Genomic DNA, 15,570 nt, shown 5'->3' with positions numbered 1-15,570 from the left:
CCTCACCCGGCGGATGACAGGAGCGAGAGACGCTCCAGGACCACCGCGTCGAACTGCGGGTCCACCTCGTCGTAGCTGAGCACCCGCAGATGTGGCAGCTCCGCCCGGAGCAGCCGGGCCAGCCGGGGCCGCACCTCGGGGCTGGTGAGCAACACCTGCGTCCAGTTCGCGTCGATCGAGTGGGACAGCAGGTCCAGCACGGCGTCGGCGGCCCGGTCGAGGTCGCTCCCGGCGGAGGCCGAGAGCGACGTCTCGATCTGTGGGTCCAGGGCATACACGGCTGCGGTGCCGGGCTGCCAGCTGTTGCTCCGGGCAAGCTCACGGCGCATGCCGAGGCGGACGAACTCCGGCAGCCGTCCCGCAACCGGAACCTCCGCGAGGAACTCGTCGCCGGCGTCCACGAGCCGTCCGGTGATCCGCCGCAGGTTGGATATCGGGACCCCCTCGGCGACCAGGCCACGCAGGATCGAGGTGACCTCCGCCGGGGACTGCGGTACCGCGGCGCGCAATGCGGGGTAGAGGTACTCGAGGAGGTCGAGCAGCCGGCCGGTGCCCGTCACGTCGATCAGGCAGTCCGCGTGCCGGCGCAGCACCGCCGCGAGCTCCAGCACGAGGTAGGTGAGCGGAGTGACGCCGTCCAGGTCGTTCGCCCGGGACACGTCCTCGGCGACGACGCAGGCCTCCTGCGAGGTCGCCGGATTCCGGGCCGGCGTCGCGTCGAACCCGAGCGCGTGTACCTGGCCGGCGGGCTCGCTGAGCAGCACGGTGCCGGGTGAGAGCCCCAGCACCGGATGCCCGGCCAAGTCATTGATCTTGAAGGCGATGCGGCAGGGGCCGAGGTGCGCGGCCGGTACGAGGCGGAACGGCGGCAGCCTCATCCCCAGTTCCTCGAACATGATGTCGCGCAGGCGCGCGAACAGGCCCTGTCCTGCGACCGGGACGAGGTCGCGGGTGAACAACTCGCGCAGGTAGTCCGGTGCGAGCTGGATGTCCAGAGTCTCCGGGCGCAGCCGGGCGACCAGGGCTTCCCGGGCCGTCGTGGGGTCCGGTCCGGCCTCGCCCAGGATCTCGGCCACCAGCGATCGTCTCGACACCGACACCCGCAGGTCCAGGACGCCGGCGAGCACCTGACGCAGCCAGTCCGGGTCCGGCCGTTCTCCGCCCAGGTCCTCGGCGTACGCCTGGGCCTGCGGCAGGCCGACGAGAACACCGGGCTGCCGGCGCACGGCTTCGACGCAGAGGTTCGCGAGGCTCTCCGCCGGGAGGGTGGCGTCGCCGTCGCGCACGCCGCTGTCGGCCTCGGCGATCCGGGCCGGAAGGGAGTCGGGGTATCGGCACCGCACGTCACCCACGACCAGACGCACCGGCTGGCCGGGCCGCGCGGGACGGTCCCCGGACCGGACCCGCACCACCGGCCGCCCCGGCACACCGAGGGCGTTCAGCAGGCCGGCGAGCCCGGCGCTGACGCGGTCGCCGAGCCGGTCCAGGTCCGTACGGGCCAGGACACCCGCGGCCGAGGGCGACACCACGGCCTCCACCGTCAAGGCGGGCGGTTCGCGTGTCATCGTCAGCTCCTCTTCTCCACCGGAGAATCACGCAGTTCATCCACGGTGAGCACGTCGAGTACCGGGCGACGGCCACGGAGCAGCCGCCGGGCCACTCGGCGCAGCTCCGAAGTCGATGTGACGACAACCAGGTCCGGGGCGTCCGGAATCGCGGCGAGCAGGTACTCCGTGACGGCGCCGGCCGGTATCCCGGCCAAGTCCTTCTCCACCTTCGCCGGAAGCCGGAAGCGGACCGCGTGAGCCGCGTTGCCGGCCAGCAGATGCGGCACCGCCCGGCGGACGGCGTCAACGGCCGCCGTGATGTTGCCGGTCCGCAGGCCGAAGTCCCGCGCCGCCGTCACGATCTCGCGCGGCGCGGTCAGCGGCACCCGTTCGGCGACGAGCCCGCGCAGCAGGCGGAGCAGCCGCAGGCGGGTGACCGGATCGGGGGCGGCCGCCCCGATCAGTGCCGCCAGCTCGCTGTCCTGCCCCCAGCGATCGAGCAGGGTGCTGCCTTCCTCGATACCGAGGAAGGCAGCACAGTTCACTCGCAACTGCGCCTCGAGGTGGTGGATCACGAACTCGATCGGCTCGGTCTCCACCGAGTGGCCGGACGCGCGCAGTTCGGCCGCCTCGGCGGCCGTCACCCACCGGCCGGACCGGCCGGTGCGTGGATCCTCGCTCACGAAGCGTCCTGGCACGAAGGTACGCGCGGCGGGATCGGCGAACCAGGTCATGTCGAGCGGTACCCGGCCCGTGGCCGTCATGCATTCATCGAGGCGGATGACGTACTCGCCGTCCTCGATCGCCGCGTTCGGGCGCGCCCGCACACCCGGCACGGTGATGCCGAGGTCGCTCTCGATCGCGCCACGCATGTCCGGGATGTACTCCTGGAACAGGCTCCATCCCTCCGTGCTGGTGTTGTCCGCCACAAGCCCCGCGCCGAGTTCGAGGACGATCGGTGCGACTACCGGATACTGCGTCTCCTCCTCGCTGCTGTCGATCTCCAGCGCCTCGATCAGGTATGCCCGCAGCGCCGTGCGCACCTCGGTCACCACGGCACCGAGATCCCCGTCAGCGGCGAGGGCCGCCCACTGGTCGTCGAGCCGCCAGTACTGTTCCGGCTCGGAGATCAGTGCGACACCGGTACGGCCGATCGCGGCCGGGTCCGCATCGATGAGCGCGGCGTGCACCGCGTCCCGGGCCGCCCTCGGATCACCGGCGGTGAGTGCACCGAAGGACAGCCTCGTGCTCACCTGCGACATGCCGGAGTCATCGGCACCCGCACCGAGCAGCGCCGCTCGCGCCAGACGCCACTGCCGCACCGCACCGCCGCTGTCACCGCCGCGGAAGGCCTGATCGCCCCGGTCACGGTAGGTGTCAGCGATGTGCCGCAGCGCGATCGCCGCCTCGGGGAACGGTGGCCGGGAGGCGTCGAGCAACGTCCGGTACCGGTGCGCGGCCCGGGCGAGCCGGCCGGCCGCGAGGTCCCGGCGGGCGAGGCCGGCCAGCGCACCGGTCTCCGGCCAGCTTCCCGGCCCGGCCGGGAGGGCCCTGACGAGCTCCTGTGCGGCGCTGAGCCGGGCGCGGTCCAGTGCCGCCCGCCGGGTGGCGGCCGCTGCTCCCAGGACGTCCAACTCGCCGGCGAGCAACCGGGCGTGCGGCCACTCCGCGGAGAGTTTCCGCAGTGCCGTCAGGTCGTCGATCACGTTGTCGACGTCGGCCGGTACGTTCGCTGTCTCCAGCACCCCGGTCATGGCCCGCCGGCCGTGCGCAAGGCGCCCCGCCGCCAGATAGGACAGCGCGAGGTTGCAGGAGATGTTGGGCTCCTCGTGCGGGCGAGCGGCCCGGTCGTCCCGGGCGCTCTCCAGGCGGGTGATCACCTGGTCGAGCAACTCACCCTTCGGTGGCGAGGCCAGCACAGCGAGCATGTATCCGGCGAAGCAGATCGTCTCGACCTGCGCGATCTCGCCGATGACGTCACGCCTGTTCCACACCCGCTCCCAGTGCTCGATCGCCGCGGACCTCTCCCCCACCGCGGTGAGTGCCTCGGCCAGCAGGGCGATGTAGTCGGCGTCGTCCGGTTCCTCGGCCACCGCCGCCCGGGCCGGAGCGACCGACTTCGCCGGGTCACCGTGACGACGGTGCAGCATGGCAAGCACCGCGCTGGACCATGCGACGCCGAAGGCGCCGGGCTCCTCCAGCGCGCGCATCGCCTCGTCGTACCTGCCCTCGTTGACGAGAATCGCCACACCCTGCTGGCTCAACGGCCCGTGCCCGGCGCGGACGTCCGCCGGCACGGCGTCGATGATCTCCCGGGCGTGCCGGAGGTTCCGCAGGTTGAGGTGGCAGGCGGCCAACTGGGCCGTCATGGCCGAGTTGGTCTCGGCGAGCAGGAGGCCGCGTTCGAGGGCCACCATGGATTCCCAGGTCAGCTCGCTCGTGTCCGCGTTCGGCATCCGTGAAGCGAAGACCAGCAGGAACGCGCGCGTGAGCAGCGTCCAGGACGTCTCCGCGTCCGGCTGGGCGAGCCGGGCTGCCTCCGCCCACCACCGCAGGCCGTCGTCGACGGCTTGCGGATCCAGACGTCCGTCCGGCCTCATGCTGCGGATCAGTGCCAGGTCCGCGAGGTACCACATGGTCAGCGGGTGGTCAGATCGCAGCCGGTGCGACTCCTCGAGCAGCTGCCGCGCCTCGTCCATGTGCTCGCCCTGCCAGTACCGGCGGCGGCCGGCCTCGAGCAGCGCGTCGGCCCGCGCCACCGGTTCCTCCGCCCGTTCGGCCACCCGGGCCAGGAGCAGTTGCGCGGCGACCTCGATGTCGTATCCGCTGCCCCACAGGTAGGCGGACTGCGCGGCCTCCCGCGCGGCTTCGTCGTCGCCGGCGGCGAGGGAGGCCTCGGCCAGCCGGAGCTGGACCTCGGCGTCCGATCCGGACCGCTCCGCCACCGTGCGCCAGAGCAGCGCCGCGGCACCGGGGTCACCGGCCGCCGACCGTTCCTCGGCGCGGTGACGCAGCTCCACCACGTCGAGCCGGTCCCGCAGTGTGGTCAAGCGCGGGTCACCGGTCAGGCCGGGATCCCGCTCTGCCACCTCGTCGAGCGTGGCGCGGGCGGCCTCGGACAACCCGCCGGCGATCTGCGCCTCGGCCAGGTCCAGGCGCACCGGAGCCTGCTCGGCGGCGGGGACCCGCGCGGCCAGTTGTTCCAGGGCGGCGGCGAGTTCCAGCGGGGGGCGGCCGGCACCCCGCAGCGCGCGGGCCAGCAGGCGGTGCCCCTGCAGATCGTCCGGGCGCTGCCGCAGATAGACCTGGACGAGCCGAAGCGCCTGGTCGGCCTCGCCGCCGGTGTCGAGCAGCGCCCGCGCGCGAACCAGGATCGCCGTGGCGTGCGTCGGAACCAGCCCGAGTGCGATCTTGGCCTCCGCCGCCGCCTCGGCGGGTTCTCCCCGGCCGGCGAACAACTCGGCCCGCAGCACGGCCGCGTCCGCTCGTACCGCCACGGGCGCCATCGGGTCACCGGCTGCCGCCGCGGCGGCCTCCAGCGCTGCGCCGGACTCACCACGGCCGGCCAGGCTGCGGGCCAGGGCCAGCCGCACGGCGCCGTGCCGAACCGCGTCCACCAGTGGCAACGCCTCGATCAGCACGCGTTCGGCCTCGTCGGACTCCCCGGCGGCAAGCAGCGTCTCGCCGAGGGCCAGGCGCAGCGAGCCGCGCCGTTCCCGGTCATCCCGCTCGTCGGCCCTCGCGCACGCGGCGTGCAGAACCGCGGCGGCCTCCTTGGGCTCACCGATCCGGCGCAGCTCCGTGCCGAGTTGCTCCATGGCCGCCAGATCGTCCGGCTGAGCCGTCAGCGCCAGACGCCAGTGCTGGACCGCGATCGCGTCCTCACCGACCAGAGACGCCAACCGGCCGAGGAAACTGTGCACGGCCGCGGCGGCCGCCGGCCAGCTCCGGTCCCGCCAACGGTCGATCAGGCCGCGATGCCGGCGAGCCAGTTCGCCGGTCAGCAACGGCTGGGCCCGCCGGAGGGCGTCCGTGGCGACGGCGTCCGACAGTTCGGCCGCGTGGACGTACGCGCGCAACGCAACGGCCGGCTGCCCGTTCTGCAGGCACGCGTCGGCGAGATGGAGCTGAAGCACGGCCACGTCCGGCTTGCGCCGCGCGGCACGGCCGAACGCGTCGACCGCCGCCGCGAACCTCCGCTCCGCCAGCAACCGGTCGCCGGCCTCCCCAGCGGCGCGCCCCTCCGCGAGGAGCGTGTGACCCAATTCGGCGTACACCTGCTCGAGCGGCCGTGCCGGCTGCGGCGGTCCGTACTCGGTGCCGGACGGATCCATCACGACCTCCCGGGATCCGTGAGGCGGGCGTAGGCGTCCGTGGCCGGCACATTGCCCGCGAGCGCTTCGATGATCGAAGTACGTTCCCCTAACCGGCCGCCGACCGGTGTATTAGCGGTGTCGCTGTCGAAGAATCGCAGCGTGTTCGGCGTACGGGCGAGCGCTCGTCGCACCAGGTTCACGTCGGCCTGCGACGGCCCGGGACCCGGGTCCGCCGGCTCCGGGGCGTTCGCGCCCTGGCGCGGTTGCTTCGCGTCCAGCAGCCGGAGCGCCTCCACCTCGATCGGCTGGACGGCGTTCTCGCCCTCCTTGATCCGGGCCAGCCAGGCAGCGTTGACCACCGCCCAGTGCTGCAGCTTCAGCTTCGGCGGCGCACTCAGGTGGTCCCGGAGTTCGAGCGCGTCGGCCCAGTCCCAGTACACGTGCGGGACGGCCCGGCGGCCGAGCCAGTCCCGGTTCCGCAGCGCCGTCCAGACCTGGTCGAGCCACGGTTGCAGGGACGCGCGGGCCGATTCGTAGATGCGGTCCTGCTCTTGGACATCCTCGGCCAGGCCGGCGCCGGCGAGGGCGATCCGCCATTCGTTGTACAGGCCGGTCGTACGGTTCGTCTCGTTCTGGAACGGCGTCTCGCCCGCGAAGATGTCGCTCAGGGGCGGCTCGTTGTACAGCTCCTCGGTCGTGTCCAGGAGCCGGAGCGTCTCGTACGCGAAGAAGAAGCGCTGCACGAACGACGGCAGCGTCGCGCCCGGCTCGGTGAGCGACGGATCCGGCCGGAACCGCAGGCGCAGCAGCGCGTAGACGTACGCGGGCCCGGCGAAGTAGGTCGCGAAGGCGTCGGCGAACAGCCGGCACAGGTGAGCCACCTGGCGGTCGGCCAGCTCCCGCAGAGGACCGGTGTCGGTGGCGCCGGACGGGTCGGCCAGATCGGGATCCAGGTTCTGGTGCCACAGCCGCTGAACCTCCGGGAGATAGCAGGCGGCATCCGGCGGATCGCCGCCGTGCGTACCGGGGTCGACCAGCCGGCGCACCTCGTCCCGCATGCTCCGGAACGCGTCCGGCGGATCCTTCTGCGCGACGAGATATCCGTACTCGTGGGCGATGAACGGCAGGTTCCACAGGTCACACGACGGGAACCGGAGCCGGATGATGGTCGCCGGAACCGGCCCCTGGCGCTCCTCGCCGACGATCAGCAACGAGCCGTTCAGCTTGCCGGCACGGCTGGACAGATCGTTGAGCAGTCCCCGGGCCACCTCCGAGAACGAGATGGGCTGATCCGGCCCGATCAGCTCGTCGTCCTTGTCGTAGCGGGGGCGCATGTCGTCCAGGTTGTTCCGCATCAGGTACGTACCGCCGATCAGCGCCAGCAGCTCGGTCGACAGGCTCGGCAGGTGGCGTTGCAGCTCCGCGTACGTCGCCCAGGCGTCGCTGAGCTTGCCGGCCCGGAGTTCCGATCGTGCGCGGCGGCTCAGTGTCCATGCCTCGTTCAGAAGGCTTCCCAATGCCCTGTCCATGCTCTTGGAGTCGCCACCGAACGGATGCGTTTCCCGCTCGGAGAGCCACAGTTGGATCTGCACGCACTCCCGCTGGGCCTCGGCCAGGCCCGCCCGCAGGACCACATCGGCGTCGTCGTCGGTCATGGCGTCACTCCGTTCGCCTTGTGCAGTGCGCAGAACTCGGTGACCAGCTCCCGTGCCACCGCATCGAGCCGTCGTGACGGTTCGGCCTGCGCGAGCCGCGCGGCCCACAGCACATTGAGGACATCGATCAGGTCGAGGCCGTCGTGGTTCCCGCCGGACTGTTCCCGCAGCCGTGCGAGGCCCGGTGAGCCCGCCCGGAGCATCCCGGCCGCACGCGCGGCCCACGTCCATCGCCGGCCCAGGTAGGCCACGCCCAGCCGGTAGTACGTCTCGACCTGGTCCGCCAGCTCGTCGGCCAGGGTGGAGACCGCGGCAGCCGCACGGCCGGCGTCCTCCCCCGCGCTGTCCAGCACGCCCGCCCAGCCGGTCGTCAGGTCGCTGATGACACCCGCGAACGGGCCGGGGCCGCGCGCTGCGTGTTCGGCGTCGTTCATCCGCCGCAGGACGTGCAGGATGACCGCGGCACGGTCGGCGTGCGACGGATGGCTGCCGCGCGGCGCAGCGGCCGCGACCGGCTCCAGATGCCGCAGCACCATCGCGGCCGCGAAGGCGGGCCCGGCCGTGTACGTGGCCAGCACGTCGGCGAAGTGCTCCTCCAGGCGGGCAGCGGTCTGTTCCGCCGGGGTGCCGCCGGCGGACACCGTGGCCACGCGCCGGGCACGCCAGGCCGTGAACGCCTCGGTGTCCCGGGCGACCAGGTGGCCGAACTCGTGGACGACCAGCGGCAGGCTCCACGGCGACCAGTCCGGCAGGCGTACCCGCATCAGCCCGGTCGCGGTCTCCAGCATCGGTTCCGGGCCCAGCACGGTGTGCGTGCCGTGACCGATACCGGTGCGCCCGGTGAGATCGGTCAGCAAGCGGTCGGCGAGCGCGCACGTGCCCGCGGGCACGCCGGCCTCCGGGCCCTGATCACGGTCGAGGTGGGCGGCGACCAGCATGGCACCGCACAGGAACTCGCGGGCCTCACGCCGCACCGGAACGGCGCGCTCGGCGAGACCGGCCAGCTGCGGCCAGTCCGGCGCCGGACCGCCCCGGACCCGGTCCAGGTGATACCGCTGCTCGCTGAGCAGCCGAAGGAATCGGGCGCGGACGGCCTGGCGGGCAGCGACCGGAACGCACTCGTTGTCGAGGCAGGCGCGTAACGCCGCCCACTCCCGGTCGAGCAACCACAGGCGGGTCGCCACGACGCCCGGCGCGCCGAGCCGCCGGGACGGGCGCGGCATGATCCGCCGCACACCGTCCAGAAGGTCCTGCCCGGCTTCGGTCAGACGGTCGTCGGCGGCGCCGGCCAGCTTCGCCCGCCAGAAGACGTTGAGCGCCACGGTCTCGGACAGTCCCGCGTCGAGCACCGCGGGCGGCCCACGGTGGCTGAACCAGCTGTCACACTGTGCGCCCGCCCACTGCCAGGTCCGGTCGGTGACCGGAAGCAGGTGCCCGGCGAGCGGCCGCACGACGCGGGTGTACAGCAGGTCGTGACCGGCCACCGCGGGAAGGCCGCCGGGCAGTAGTTCGGCCGCGAGTGCGTCGAAGCCGGCCAGCACGTCACGGTAGAGGTTCGCCGCGCACCCGCGTGCCGCGGCACCGGTGTCGAAGCGGGCCAGCACGTCGCGAACGGCCCGGATCCGCTGCGGCCAGCCGGGACCGGCCGGGTCCAGCTCCCGGGTCAGGAGAGCGATCGGGTACGCGGGCCCGGCGGCCACCGTGGCCACCATGTCGGCGGCGACGACCCGCAAGTGCTCGGGCAATGCCCCCGGCGCCACCCCGAACAGGTCCGCCGCGTCCGCCTCGAACTCGGCGGCCAGCGGTCCGGTATCGGCTCGTTCGGCGACGGCGAGCAGCGCCACCGGCCGGGCGAGCAGCGGCAGATCCCAGAGGCCGAGCCCGGGGAACGGAACTCGGACGACGGTACTCGCGGTGCCGGGCGGCAGGGCCGGGCCCGCCACGACGACGATCGGCTGATCGACACGGAGTTGTCCGCGCAGTCCGTCCAGCCACTGCTGGGCGAGCCGGGAGAACCCGCCGTCCAGTGGGGACGCGGCGGTGTCCGGCGCGCCGCCGAGCGCGAGCCCGCCGACCAGGCCCAGCACGTCGCCGGCGGCCGCGCGGATCTCGGCGCGCGTGGTCTGCAGAGCCTGCCAGAAACCGGCGTCAACCGGGCCGGTGACCAGGGTCCGCAGATCGTCGAGCAGCGCGGCGGCCGCCGCCAGCCGGGCCTTAAGCTCCGTCGCCACCCATGGGCGATCAGCCGGCACACCGGCCCGCACCAGCGCGCCGAGCCGCTCGTGATCGCGCTCCAGGTCGTACACCTGGTGCCGGGCGGCGGTCTGTGCTCGCATGTCGTCGTCCTAACCCGGCCGGGAACCCTGCCATCCCAGGACAGCGTGGGCATGGCTGAGTGCGGACTCGAGCCGGCGTGCGGCGTTCGGGTCGCCACCCTCACCACCGAGGGTCTTCGGCCGCCCGGTCATCGGGGTCGCCGCACTCGCGAGTTCGGCGAGGGCCGCCGTGGACTGACGGCCGCGTTCCTCGGCAGCCGTGCGTTCCTGCCCCTCGCGTTCGGCGACGCGGGCCGCCGACTGTGCCATGCTCTCCGCGTTCTCCGCCCGCGGTTCGCTGGTCACCCGGTTGAAGTAATAGCCGATCACGTAACCGACCAGCGGGTTGACGAACAGCAGCAGATCCTTGACCTGGGCGAAACCGTCCGGGTCGGACGCACGGACCACCGCTACGACCAGCAGCACCCCGGTGGCGAGCATGACGAACGCGGCGAGGGCCGTGGCGGTGTACTCCCGCAGCCGAACCAGTTTCGGATCGGCCGTGACGCTGCCGAGCGGATCCGGCACCGCATTGGCCGGATCAGGGCTGCCGGCCGGGGCCGGATTCGACATGTCCCTACCTCCGTTCCATCACCTGAACACCCGGGACCACGGTCGTGTCGGCGTCGCAGTACAGCGCGTACATCAGGCCCAGGGGGTTGCGGTCCTCGTAGAGGAAGCCGCGGCGCAGGTCCAGGAGCGTCTCGCCGACGGTCCGGCCACCACGCAGGAAGGTCTCGAAGAAGCGGTGTGCCCACTCGGCGGCGAATTCGGCGGGCACGTCACACTCGGTCCCGATCATTCCGCGCGCGCCGCGCGCGATGAAGTAGCGCAGGAAGCCCGCATAGAACAGCGGGCCCAGGGTGGCCGACCCGCACGCATTGATCATCACGAGCGGTGCGCCGCGCAGCGGGCGCCGTGGCGAGACCGACAGCTCCCGCAGGGTCAGCTGGGACTGATCGGAGAGTCCCAGGTACCCGTCGACGCCGGCCTCGTCGACCACCGCGTGGCAGTAGAAGTACCAGATGTGCGGCTCCCCGTCGCCGTCGAGAGCCTCCCGGACCTGCGCCGCGGTGGACGCGGTCGACAACTCGACCAGGTTGGTGGTCCCGGCGTTCGCGCGCCGCAGTTCCTCCCAGTACGCCATCTGGCCGGCGACCGCGCCGACCTGGAACTCGGCGTCGATACCGAGGTCGTAGGCACACGCCACCGAGATACGCGGCGAGGTGGACAGCTCCACCGGCACGTCAGCGGTGCTCCGCAGCAGAAGGTGCTCGATCACGTGCCGGAAACCGAGGAAGCACTCCGGGTCGACGTGATCGAGGTCCTCGGCCAGATAGAGCAGCCCCCAGGGCAGGATGAACTGGTCCGAGACCACCTGGATCTTGAGATTCTGCAGGGCGGCGACCGTACGCAGCCGGTTCGCGAAGTCCTCGGCCGCGACGTCGCCGTCGTAGAACACCGCACGGTAGAGCCGGAGTCCCGCCTCGGCGAGCACGGCGAGTGACTGCCGGGACAGCTGCTCGTCGATCCGGACGCCGTTCTGGTACTGCTCGAGATCGACGAGCCGCGCGAGGGCCGTCCGCGCCTCCGCGAGAAGGCGCCTCAGGTGCTCGCCGGTCAGCCGCAGCGTCGCCTCGGCGCGGATCGCGCCGAACGACGTCAGGGTGTAGCCGTCGCGGTCCGGCCGGATGACCAGCGAGAGCTGCCGGGTACGCAGGGCCGGTGCCGCCGCCAGCGACCGGCCGATGCTCGACACCTCGCCGACCCGGCGCTCTCCGGGGGTGACGATCAGCCGTATCCGCATCCCAGCCACCAGGTTCCCCGCCTTGTACAGCAGGGCCGTGACCTCGCCCTCGGTCGCGTCGTCGGGAACGATCAGGTCGAAACGGGCGAGGTTGCGCGACGAGCCGGTCCGCGGCAGCCACAGCCGGCGCGCCGTGCCGTCGAGCACGGCGAAGTCCCGCGTGGTCACGATGACGTCGAGGACGACCTCCTCCTCGCCCGTGGCGAAGACGCTGCGGTCGTCGAACGTCACGCCGGCGCCGGTGGTGCCTACGCCGACCGCCAGCGTCACCAGCGCCGGCCGGTCCGCGTCGTCGGGTTCGAGCCGGGCCTGCAACCGCCGCGACGGCACGGGCGGGCCCGGCGCGGTCGGCCGTCCGTCGAGATGGACGCGGGTGTCGGACACCGGCTCGGTGGGGCCGGGCAGAGACGGCGGAGGCTCAGGGTGGCGGAGATCAGCCTGCGGAATCGGCACTCGCAGCAGGGCCTCGGTCTGACGGCACAGACGGGTGTCGGTCGCCAGCAGCACACTCAGGTGGGCACGCAGTTCCATCAGCGCCGCCCGATCGTGCGGGGACGCCTCGATCGCGCGGCACAGCAGCAGCCCGCGAGGCGTCGCCGACAACGGCCGGCCCACCAGTTCCCACAGTGGCCCACCGAGGCGTCGCGGCGGCGTGACCTGCGCGGACAGGTCCGCCGCGAACCGCTGCACGGCCATGTTCGCGAGTGTGCGGGCTTCGCCGGCCGGGGACATGGTCGCCTCCCTCACCTCGTGTGTCCCACCTCACACGAGATGTGGCCATCATGCGGCGGTGCCCCTGACGACGTCTGTCGCGTAGCAGACTGAGCGCGGATCGCGCTAGACGACCAGGCTGAGCAGCATCACGCAGGCGAAGCCCACCACCGAGATGATCGTCTCCATGACGGACCAGGTCTTGATGGTCTGGCCGACGGTCATGCCGAAGTACTCCTTGACCATCCAGAAGCCGGCGTCGTTCACGTGCGAGAAGAACAGTGAGCCCGCCCCGATCGCCAGCGCCAGCAGGGACACCTCGGGCGTGGACAGGGTGGTCGCCAGCGGTGCCACGATGCCCGCGGCCGTGATGGTGGCGACTGTCGCCGACCCGGTGGCGACGCGGATGCCGACGGCCACCAGGAAGCCCAGGACCAGGGCGTTGATGTTCGCGTCGCGGGCGGCGTCGGCGATCACGTTGCCCACGCCGGCGTCGATGAGGACCTGCTTGAAGCCGCCGCCGGCGGCGACGATCAGCAGGATGCCGGCGATCGGCGGGAGGGCGCCGCCGAGGACCGCGGAGGTCTCCCTGCGGTCGAAGCCGGCTCGGTGCCCGAGCGTCCACATCGCCAGCAGCACACCGGCGAGCAGGGCGACGACCGGGTCGCCGGCCACCTCGAGGGCGTTGCGCAGCGGGGTGTCCTCGACGAGGACGAGTTCGGCGATGCCTCGGGCCAGCATCAGCACGACGGGCAGCAGCACGGTGAGCACCGCGGGCCAGAAGCCCGGGTCGCGGCGCCGGCCGGTGATCTGCTGGTCGACCAGTTCGGCGGGGTCGCCGGCGCCGGGGTTGACGAGGTCGTCGCGGTCGACGAAGTCCTGGCCGCCGGCGGGACCGGATCCCGGGCGCTCTCCGACGGCGGCGAGCACCGGCGGCACCGAGAGGGGCACCCGCTTGGCGATGAAGTTGCCGAAGACCGGCCCGGCGATGATCACCGTCGGGATCGCGCAGATCAGGCCGAGCATCAGGGTCAGGCCCAGGTCGGCGTTGAGGCTGGCGATCGCCACGAGCGGACCGGGATGCGGCGGCACCAGGCCGTGCAGCACGGAGAGCCCGGCCAGGGCCGGGATGCCGAGGCGGAGCAACCCCACATCGGTACGCCGCGCGGCGAGCAGCACGATCGGGACGAGGAGGACGACGCCCACCTCGAAGAAGAGCGGGAGCCCGATGAGGGCGGCGACCCCCGCCATGGCCCACGGCAGCGCGGCGCCGGAGACGCCGTTGACGATCCGGTTCACGATGCCGTCGGCGCCGCCGGACTCGGCGAGCAGCGCGCCGATCATCGAGCCGAGGGCGATCAGCAGGCCGACGCTGCCGACGGTGTTGCCCAGGCCGGTGGTGAAGGAGTCCACGGTGGCGCCGGGCGCGGCACCCGCCACCAGGCCGAGCACCGCCGACCCGCCGATGAGGGCGAGGAACGGGTGCCACTTGGCCCAGGCGATGAGCAGTACGACGGCTGCGATGGCGAGCACCGCGGCGAGGACGAGCTGGCCGGTACCGGCGTCGGTGATGGCCTCGGCGGCGATGGTCGACATGGAGCGGCGTTACCCGGGAGCAACGCCTTTCAATCCCTCACGTCACATCACCGCCGAGGCCTTTCCGTCACCGGCCGAACGGGCCCACCAGTTGCGGCAGCGGGTTCACCACGCCGGAGCCGGAGCTCAGCGAGGCGGCGGCCGGAGCCGGCGGCGCGTCCGGGAAGACCGCCGGGCAGTGGGTGCCCTTGGCGGGGGTACGCCGGTCGATCAGGTACGTGTCGATCGCGTCCCGAGCACACGGGCTGAGCCAGTACGTGCCGTGGCCGACCCCGTCGTACGTCAGGAACGTCGCGCTGGGCAGCTGGCCGGCGAGGCTACGCCCCCACTCGTAGGGCGTGGCCACGTCCCACCGGCTGTTGGACAGCAGGATGGGCGGCAGCTTCTTCGACGCCCGCAGCTTGTGCGGCGGGTTGGTGACGCCGAACGGCCAGTTCTGGCAGCTGGTCAGGTCGGTCCACGCGAGCGGGTTGTACCGGGTGTGCGGCGCGAGCCGGCGCTGTTCCTTACGGATCGCGTTGAGGATCGGGTACGCCTTCACGTCGAACCGGAAGTCCGAGCACATCACCGGCCAGTAGCCGAACTCGGTCGGCTCCCCGCGGAAGCGCTGCGCCAGTCCGGGCGAGTCGCCGCCGAGCCAGAGCAGGTCCTCGGCGAGCCAGAACCACGTCACCGGGTCGTACAGGTATCCGAAGATGAACGAGATGACCTGGTCGGACGAGACCGGGTCACCCTCGACCTCCAGCTCACCGGCGTCCGCGCGGGCGAGCAGGCTGTCGAAGTAGGCCAGCGCGTCCTGGTCGTGCAGCGCGCACGCCTCGGTCCGGTCGCACCAGGAGTCGAACTGCTTGAACGAGCCCTCCATCGCCAGCGACTCCCACTTCTGGTAGCCGGCGATGGTCTGCGCGTGGTCCATGTTCGAGTCCAGCGTCATGGCGCGGATCCGGGTCGGGAACAGCTCGGCGTACTGCTGGCCGATCATGGTCCCGTACGAGACGCCGTAGTAGCTGATCTTCTGCTCGCCGAGCCCGGCACGGATGGCGTCCATGTCGCGGGCCACGCTGGCGGTGTCCACGTACTTGGCGAGCGGCCCGGTCAGGTCGAGGCACGTCTGCGCGAGCGTCTTGTTGGCGGCGCGCAGCGACGCGTACTCCTCGCTGTTCTGCGGGAAGAGGTACGCGCCCTGTGCGATCACGGCGTCGCTGTCGCACATCACGGCGTTGCTGCGTGCCTGGCCGCGCGGGTCGAAGCCGATGATGTCGAACCGGTTCACGATCGCCGGGGAGAACGCCTCGGTGGCGCCGTAGGCGAAACTCACCCCGGATCCGCCCGGACCGCCCGGATTGATCAGCAGCGAGCCGATGCGCTGCGACGGGTCGGCGGCCGGCACCTTCGCGAGGGCCAGTTTGATCTTTGATCCGCGCGGTTTGGACCAGTCGACCGGCACCTCCAGGGTGCCGCAGACAACGCCTTCCGGCGGTTCCTCGGCGGGGTCGCAGGGACCCCAGGCGATCTTGCTGACCGGCGCCGCGGTGTGCGCGGCGGCCGGTGCGGCCGGGGCGAGCCCGGCCAGCAGCGTCACTACGAGCAGGGGTACGACTTTGCGTCTCATGGGCAACCTCA

At 72.3% G+C, this 15,570-nt stretch carries 8 protein-coding genes; all 8 read right to left on the bottom strand.

The features are described from left to right. Positions 1-2 precede the first annotated feature (2 nt). On the bottom strand, positions 3-1,565 hold the full coding sequence (locus AB0M02_RS35660; RefSeq protein ID WP_364235214.1) for an FHIPEP family type III secretion protein: 1,563 nt from the start codon (positions 1,563-1,565) through the stop codon (positions 3-5). A 2-nt stretch (positions 1,566-1,567) separates the two neighbouring features. Next, positions 1,568-5,881, bottom strand: coding sequence for an FHIPEP family type III secretion protein (locus AB0M02_RS35655; RefSeq protein ID WP_364235212.1), 4,314 nt, complete (start codon positions 5,879-5,881; stop codon positions 1,568-1,570). Beyond that, positions 5,881-7,518: a hypothetical protein gene (locus tag AB0M02_RS35650; protein ID WP_364235209.1), complete on the bottom strand. Its 1,638-nt coding sequence runs from the start codon at positions 7,516-7,518 to the stop codon at positions 5,881-5,883. Before AB0M02_RS35650 ends, AB0M02_RS35655 begins: the two co-directional genes overlap by 1 nt. Then, positions 7,515-9,854, bottom strand: a complete 2,340-nt coding sequence (locus tag AB0M02_RS35645; RefSeq protein WP_364235207.1) for a hypothetical protein — start codon at positions 9,852-9,854, stop codon at positions 7,515-7,517. The genes AB0M02_RS35650 and AB0M02_RS35645 overlap by 4 nt, the downstream gene beginning before the upstream one ends. A 9-nt stretch (positions 9,855-9,863) precedes the next feature. Further along, positions 9,864-10,406 (bottom strand): hypothetical protein, encoded by a 543-nt coding sequence (locus AB0M02_RS35640; RefSeq protein ID WP_364235205.1) that lies wholly within the window; start codon positions 10,404-10,406, stop codon positions 9,864-9,866. A gap of 4 nt (positions 10,407-10,410) precedes the next feature. After that, positions 10,411-12,372, bottom strand: a complete 1,962-nt coding sequence (locus AB0M02_RS35635) for a CHAT domain-containing protein (protein ID WP_364235203.1) — start codon at positions 12,370-12,372, stop codon at positions 10,411-10,413. A gap of 105 nt (positions 12,373-12,477) precedes the next feature. After that, positions 12,478-13,947, bottom strand: coding sequence for a gluconate:H+ symporter (locus AB0M02_RS35630; RefSeq protein ID WP_364235202.1), 1,470 nt, complete (start codon positions 13,945-13,947; stop codon positions 12,478-12,480). A 67-nt stretch (positions 13,948-14,014) separates the two neighbouring features. Further along, positions 14,015-15,559: an alpha/beta hydrolase gene (locus tag AB0M02_RS35625; protein ID WP_364235200.1), complete on the bottom strand. Its 1,545-nt coding sequence runs from the start codon at positions 15,557-15,559 to the stop codon at positions 14,015-14,017. Between the last annotated feature and the right edge of the window lie 11 nt (positions 15,560-15,570).

It is taken from the genome of Actinoplanes sp. NPDC051861, assembly GCF_040681145.1.
Taxonomy (GTDB): domain Bacteria; phylum Actinomycetota; class Actinomycetes; order Mycobacteriales; family Micromonosporaceae; genus Actinoplanes.
This window is presented reverse-complemented; position numbering and strand designations above follow the sequence as displayed.

What these genes read in the sequence shown, in the direction of transcription:
- AB0M02_RS35655 (WP_364235212.1), bottom strand. Translation starts at nt 5,881, where the DNA reads ATGGATCCGTCCGGCACCGAGTACGGACCGCCGCAGCCGGCACGGCCG.
- AB0M02_RS35630 (WP_364235202.1), bottom strand. Translation starts at nt 13,947, where the DNA reads ATGTCGACCATCGCCGCCGAGGCCATCACCGACGCCGGTACCGGCCAG.
- AB0M02_RS35640 (WP_364235205.1), bottom strand. Translation starts at nt 10,406, where the DNA reads ATGTCGAATCCGGCCCCGGCCGGCAGCCCTGATCCGGCCAATGCGGTG.
- AB0M02_RS35650 (WP_364235209.1), bottom strand. Translation starts at nt 7,518, where the DNA reads ATGACCGACGACGACGCCGATGTGGTCCTGCGGGCGGGCCTGGCCGAG.
- AB0M02_RS35660 (WP_364235214.1), bottom strand. Translation starts at nt 1,565, where the DNA reads ATGACACGCGAACCGCCCGCCTTGACGGTGGAGGCCGTGGTGTCGCCC.
- AB0M02_RS35625 (WP_364235200.1), bottom strand. Translation starts at nt 15,559, where the DNA reads ATGAGACGCAAAGTCGTACCCCTGCTCGTAGTGACGCTGCTGGCCGGG.
- AB0M02_RS35635 (WP_364235203.1), bottom strand. Translation starts at nt 12,372, where the DNA reads ATGTCCCCGGCCGGCGAAGCCCGCACACTCGCGAACATGGCCGTGCAG.
- AB0M02_RS35645 (WP_364235207.1), bottom strand. Translation starts at nt 9,854, where the DNA reads ATGCGAGCACAGACCGCCGCCCGGCACCAGGTGTACGACCTGGAGCGC.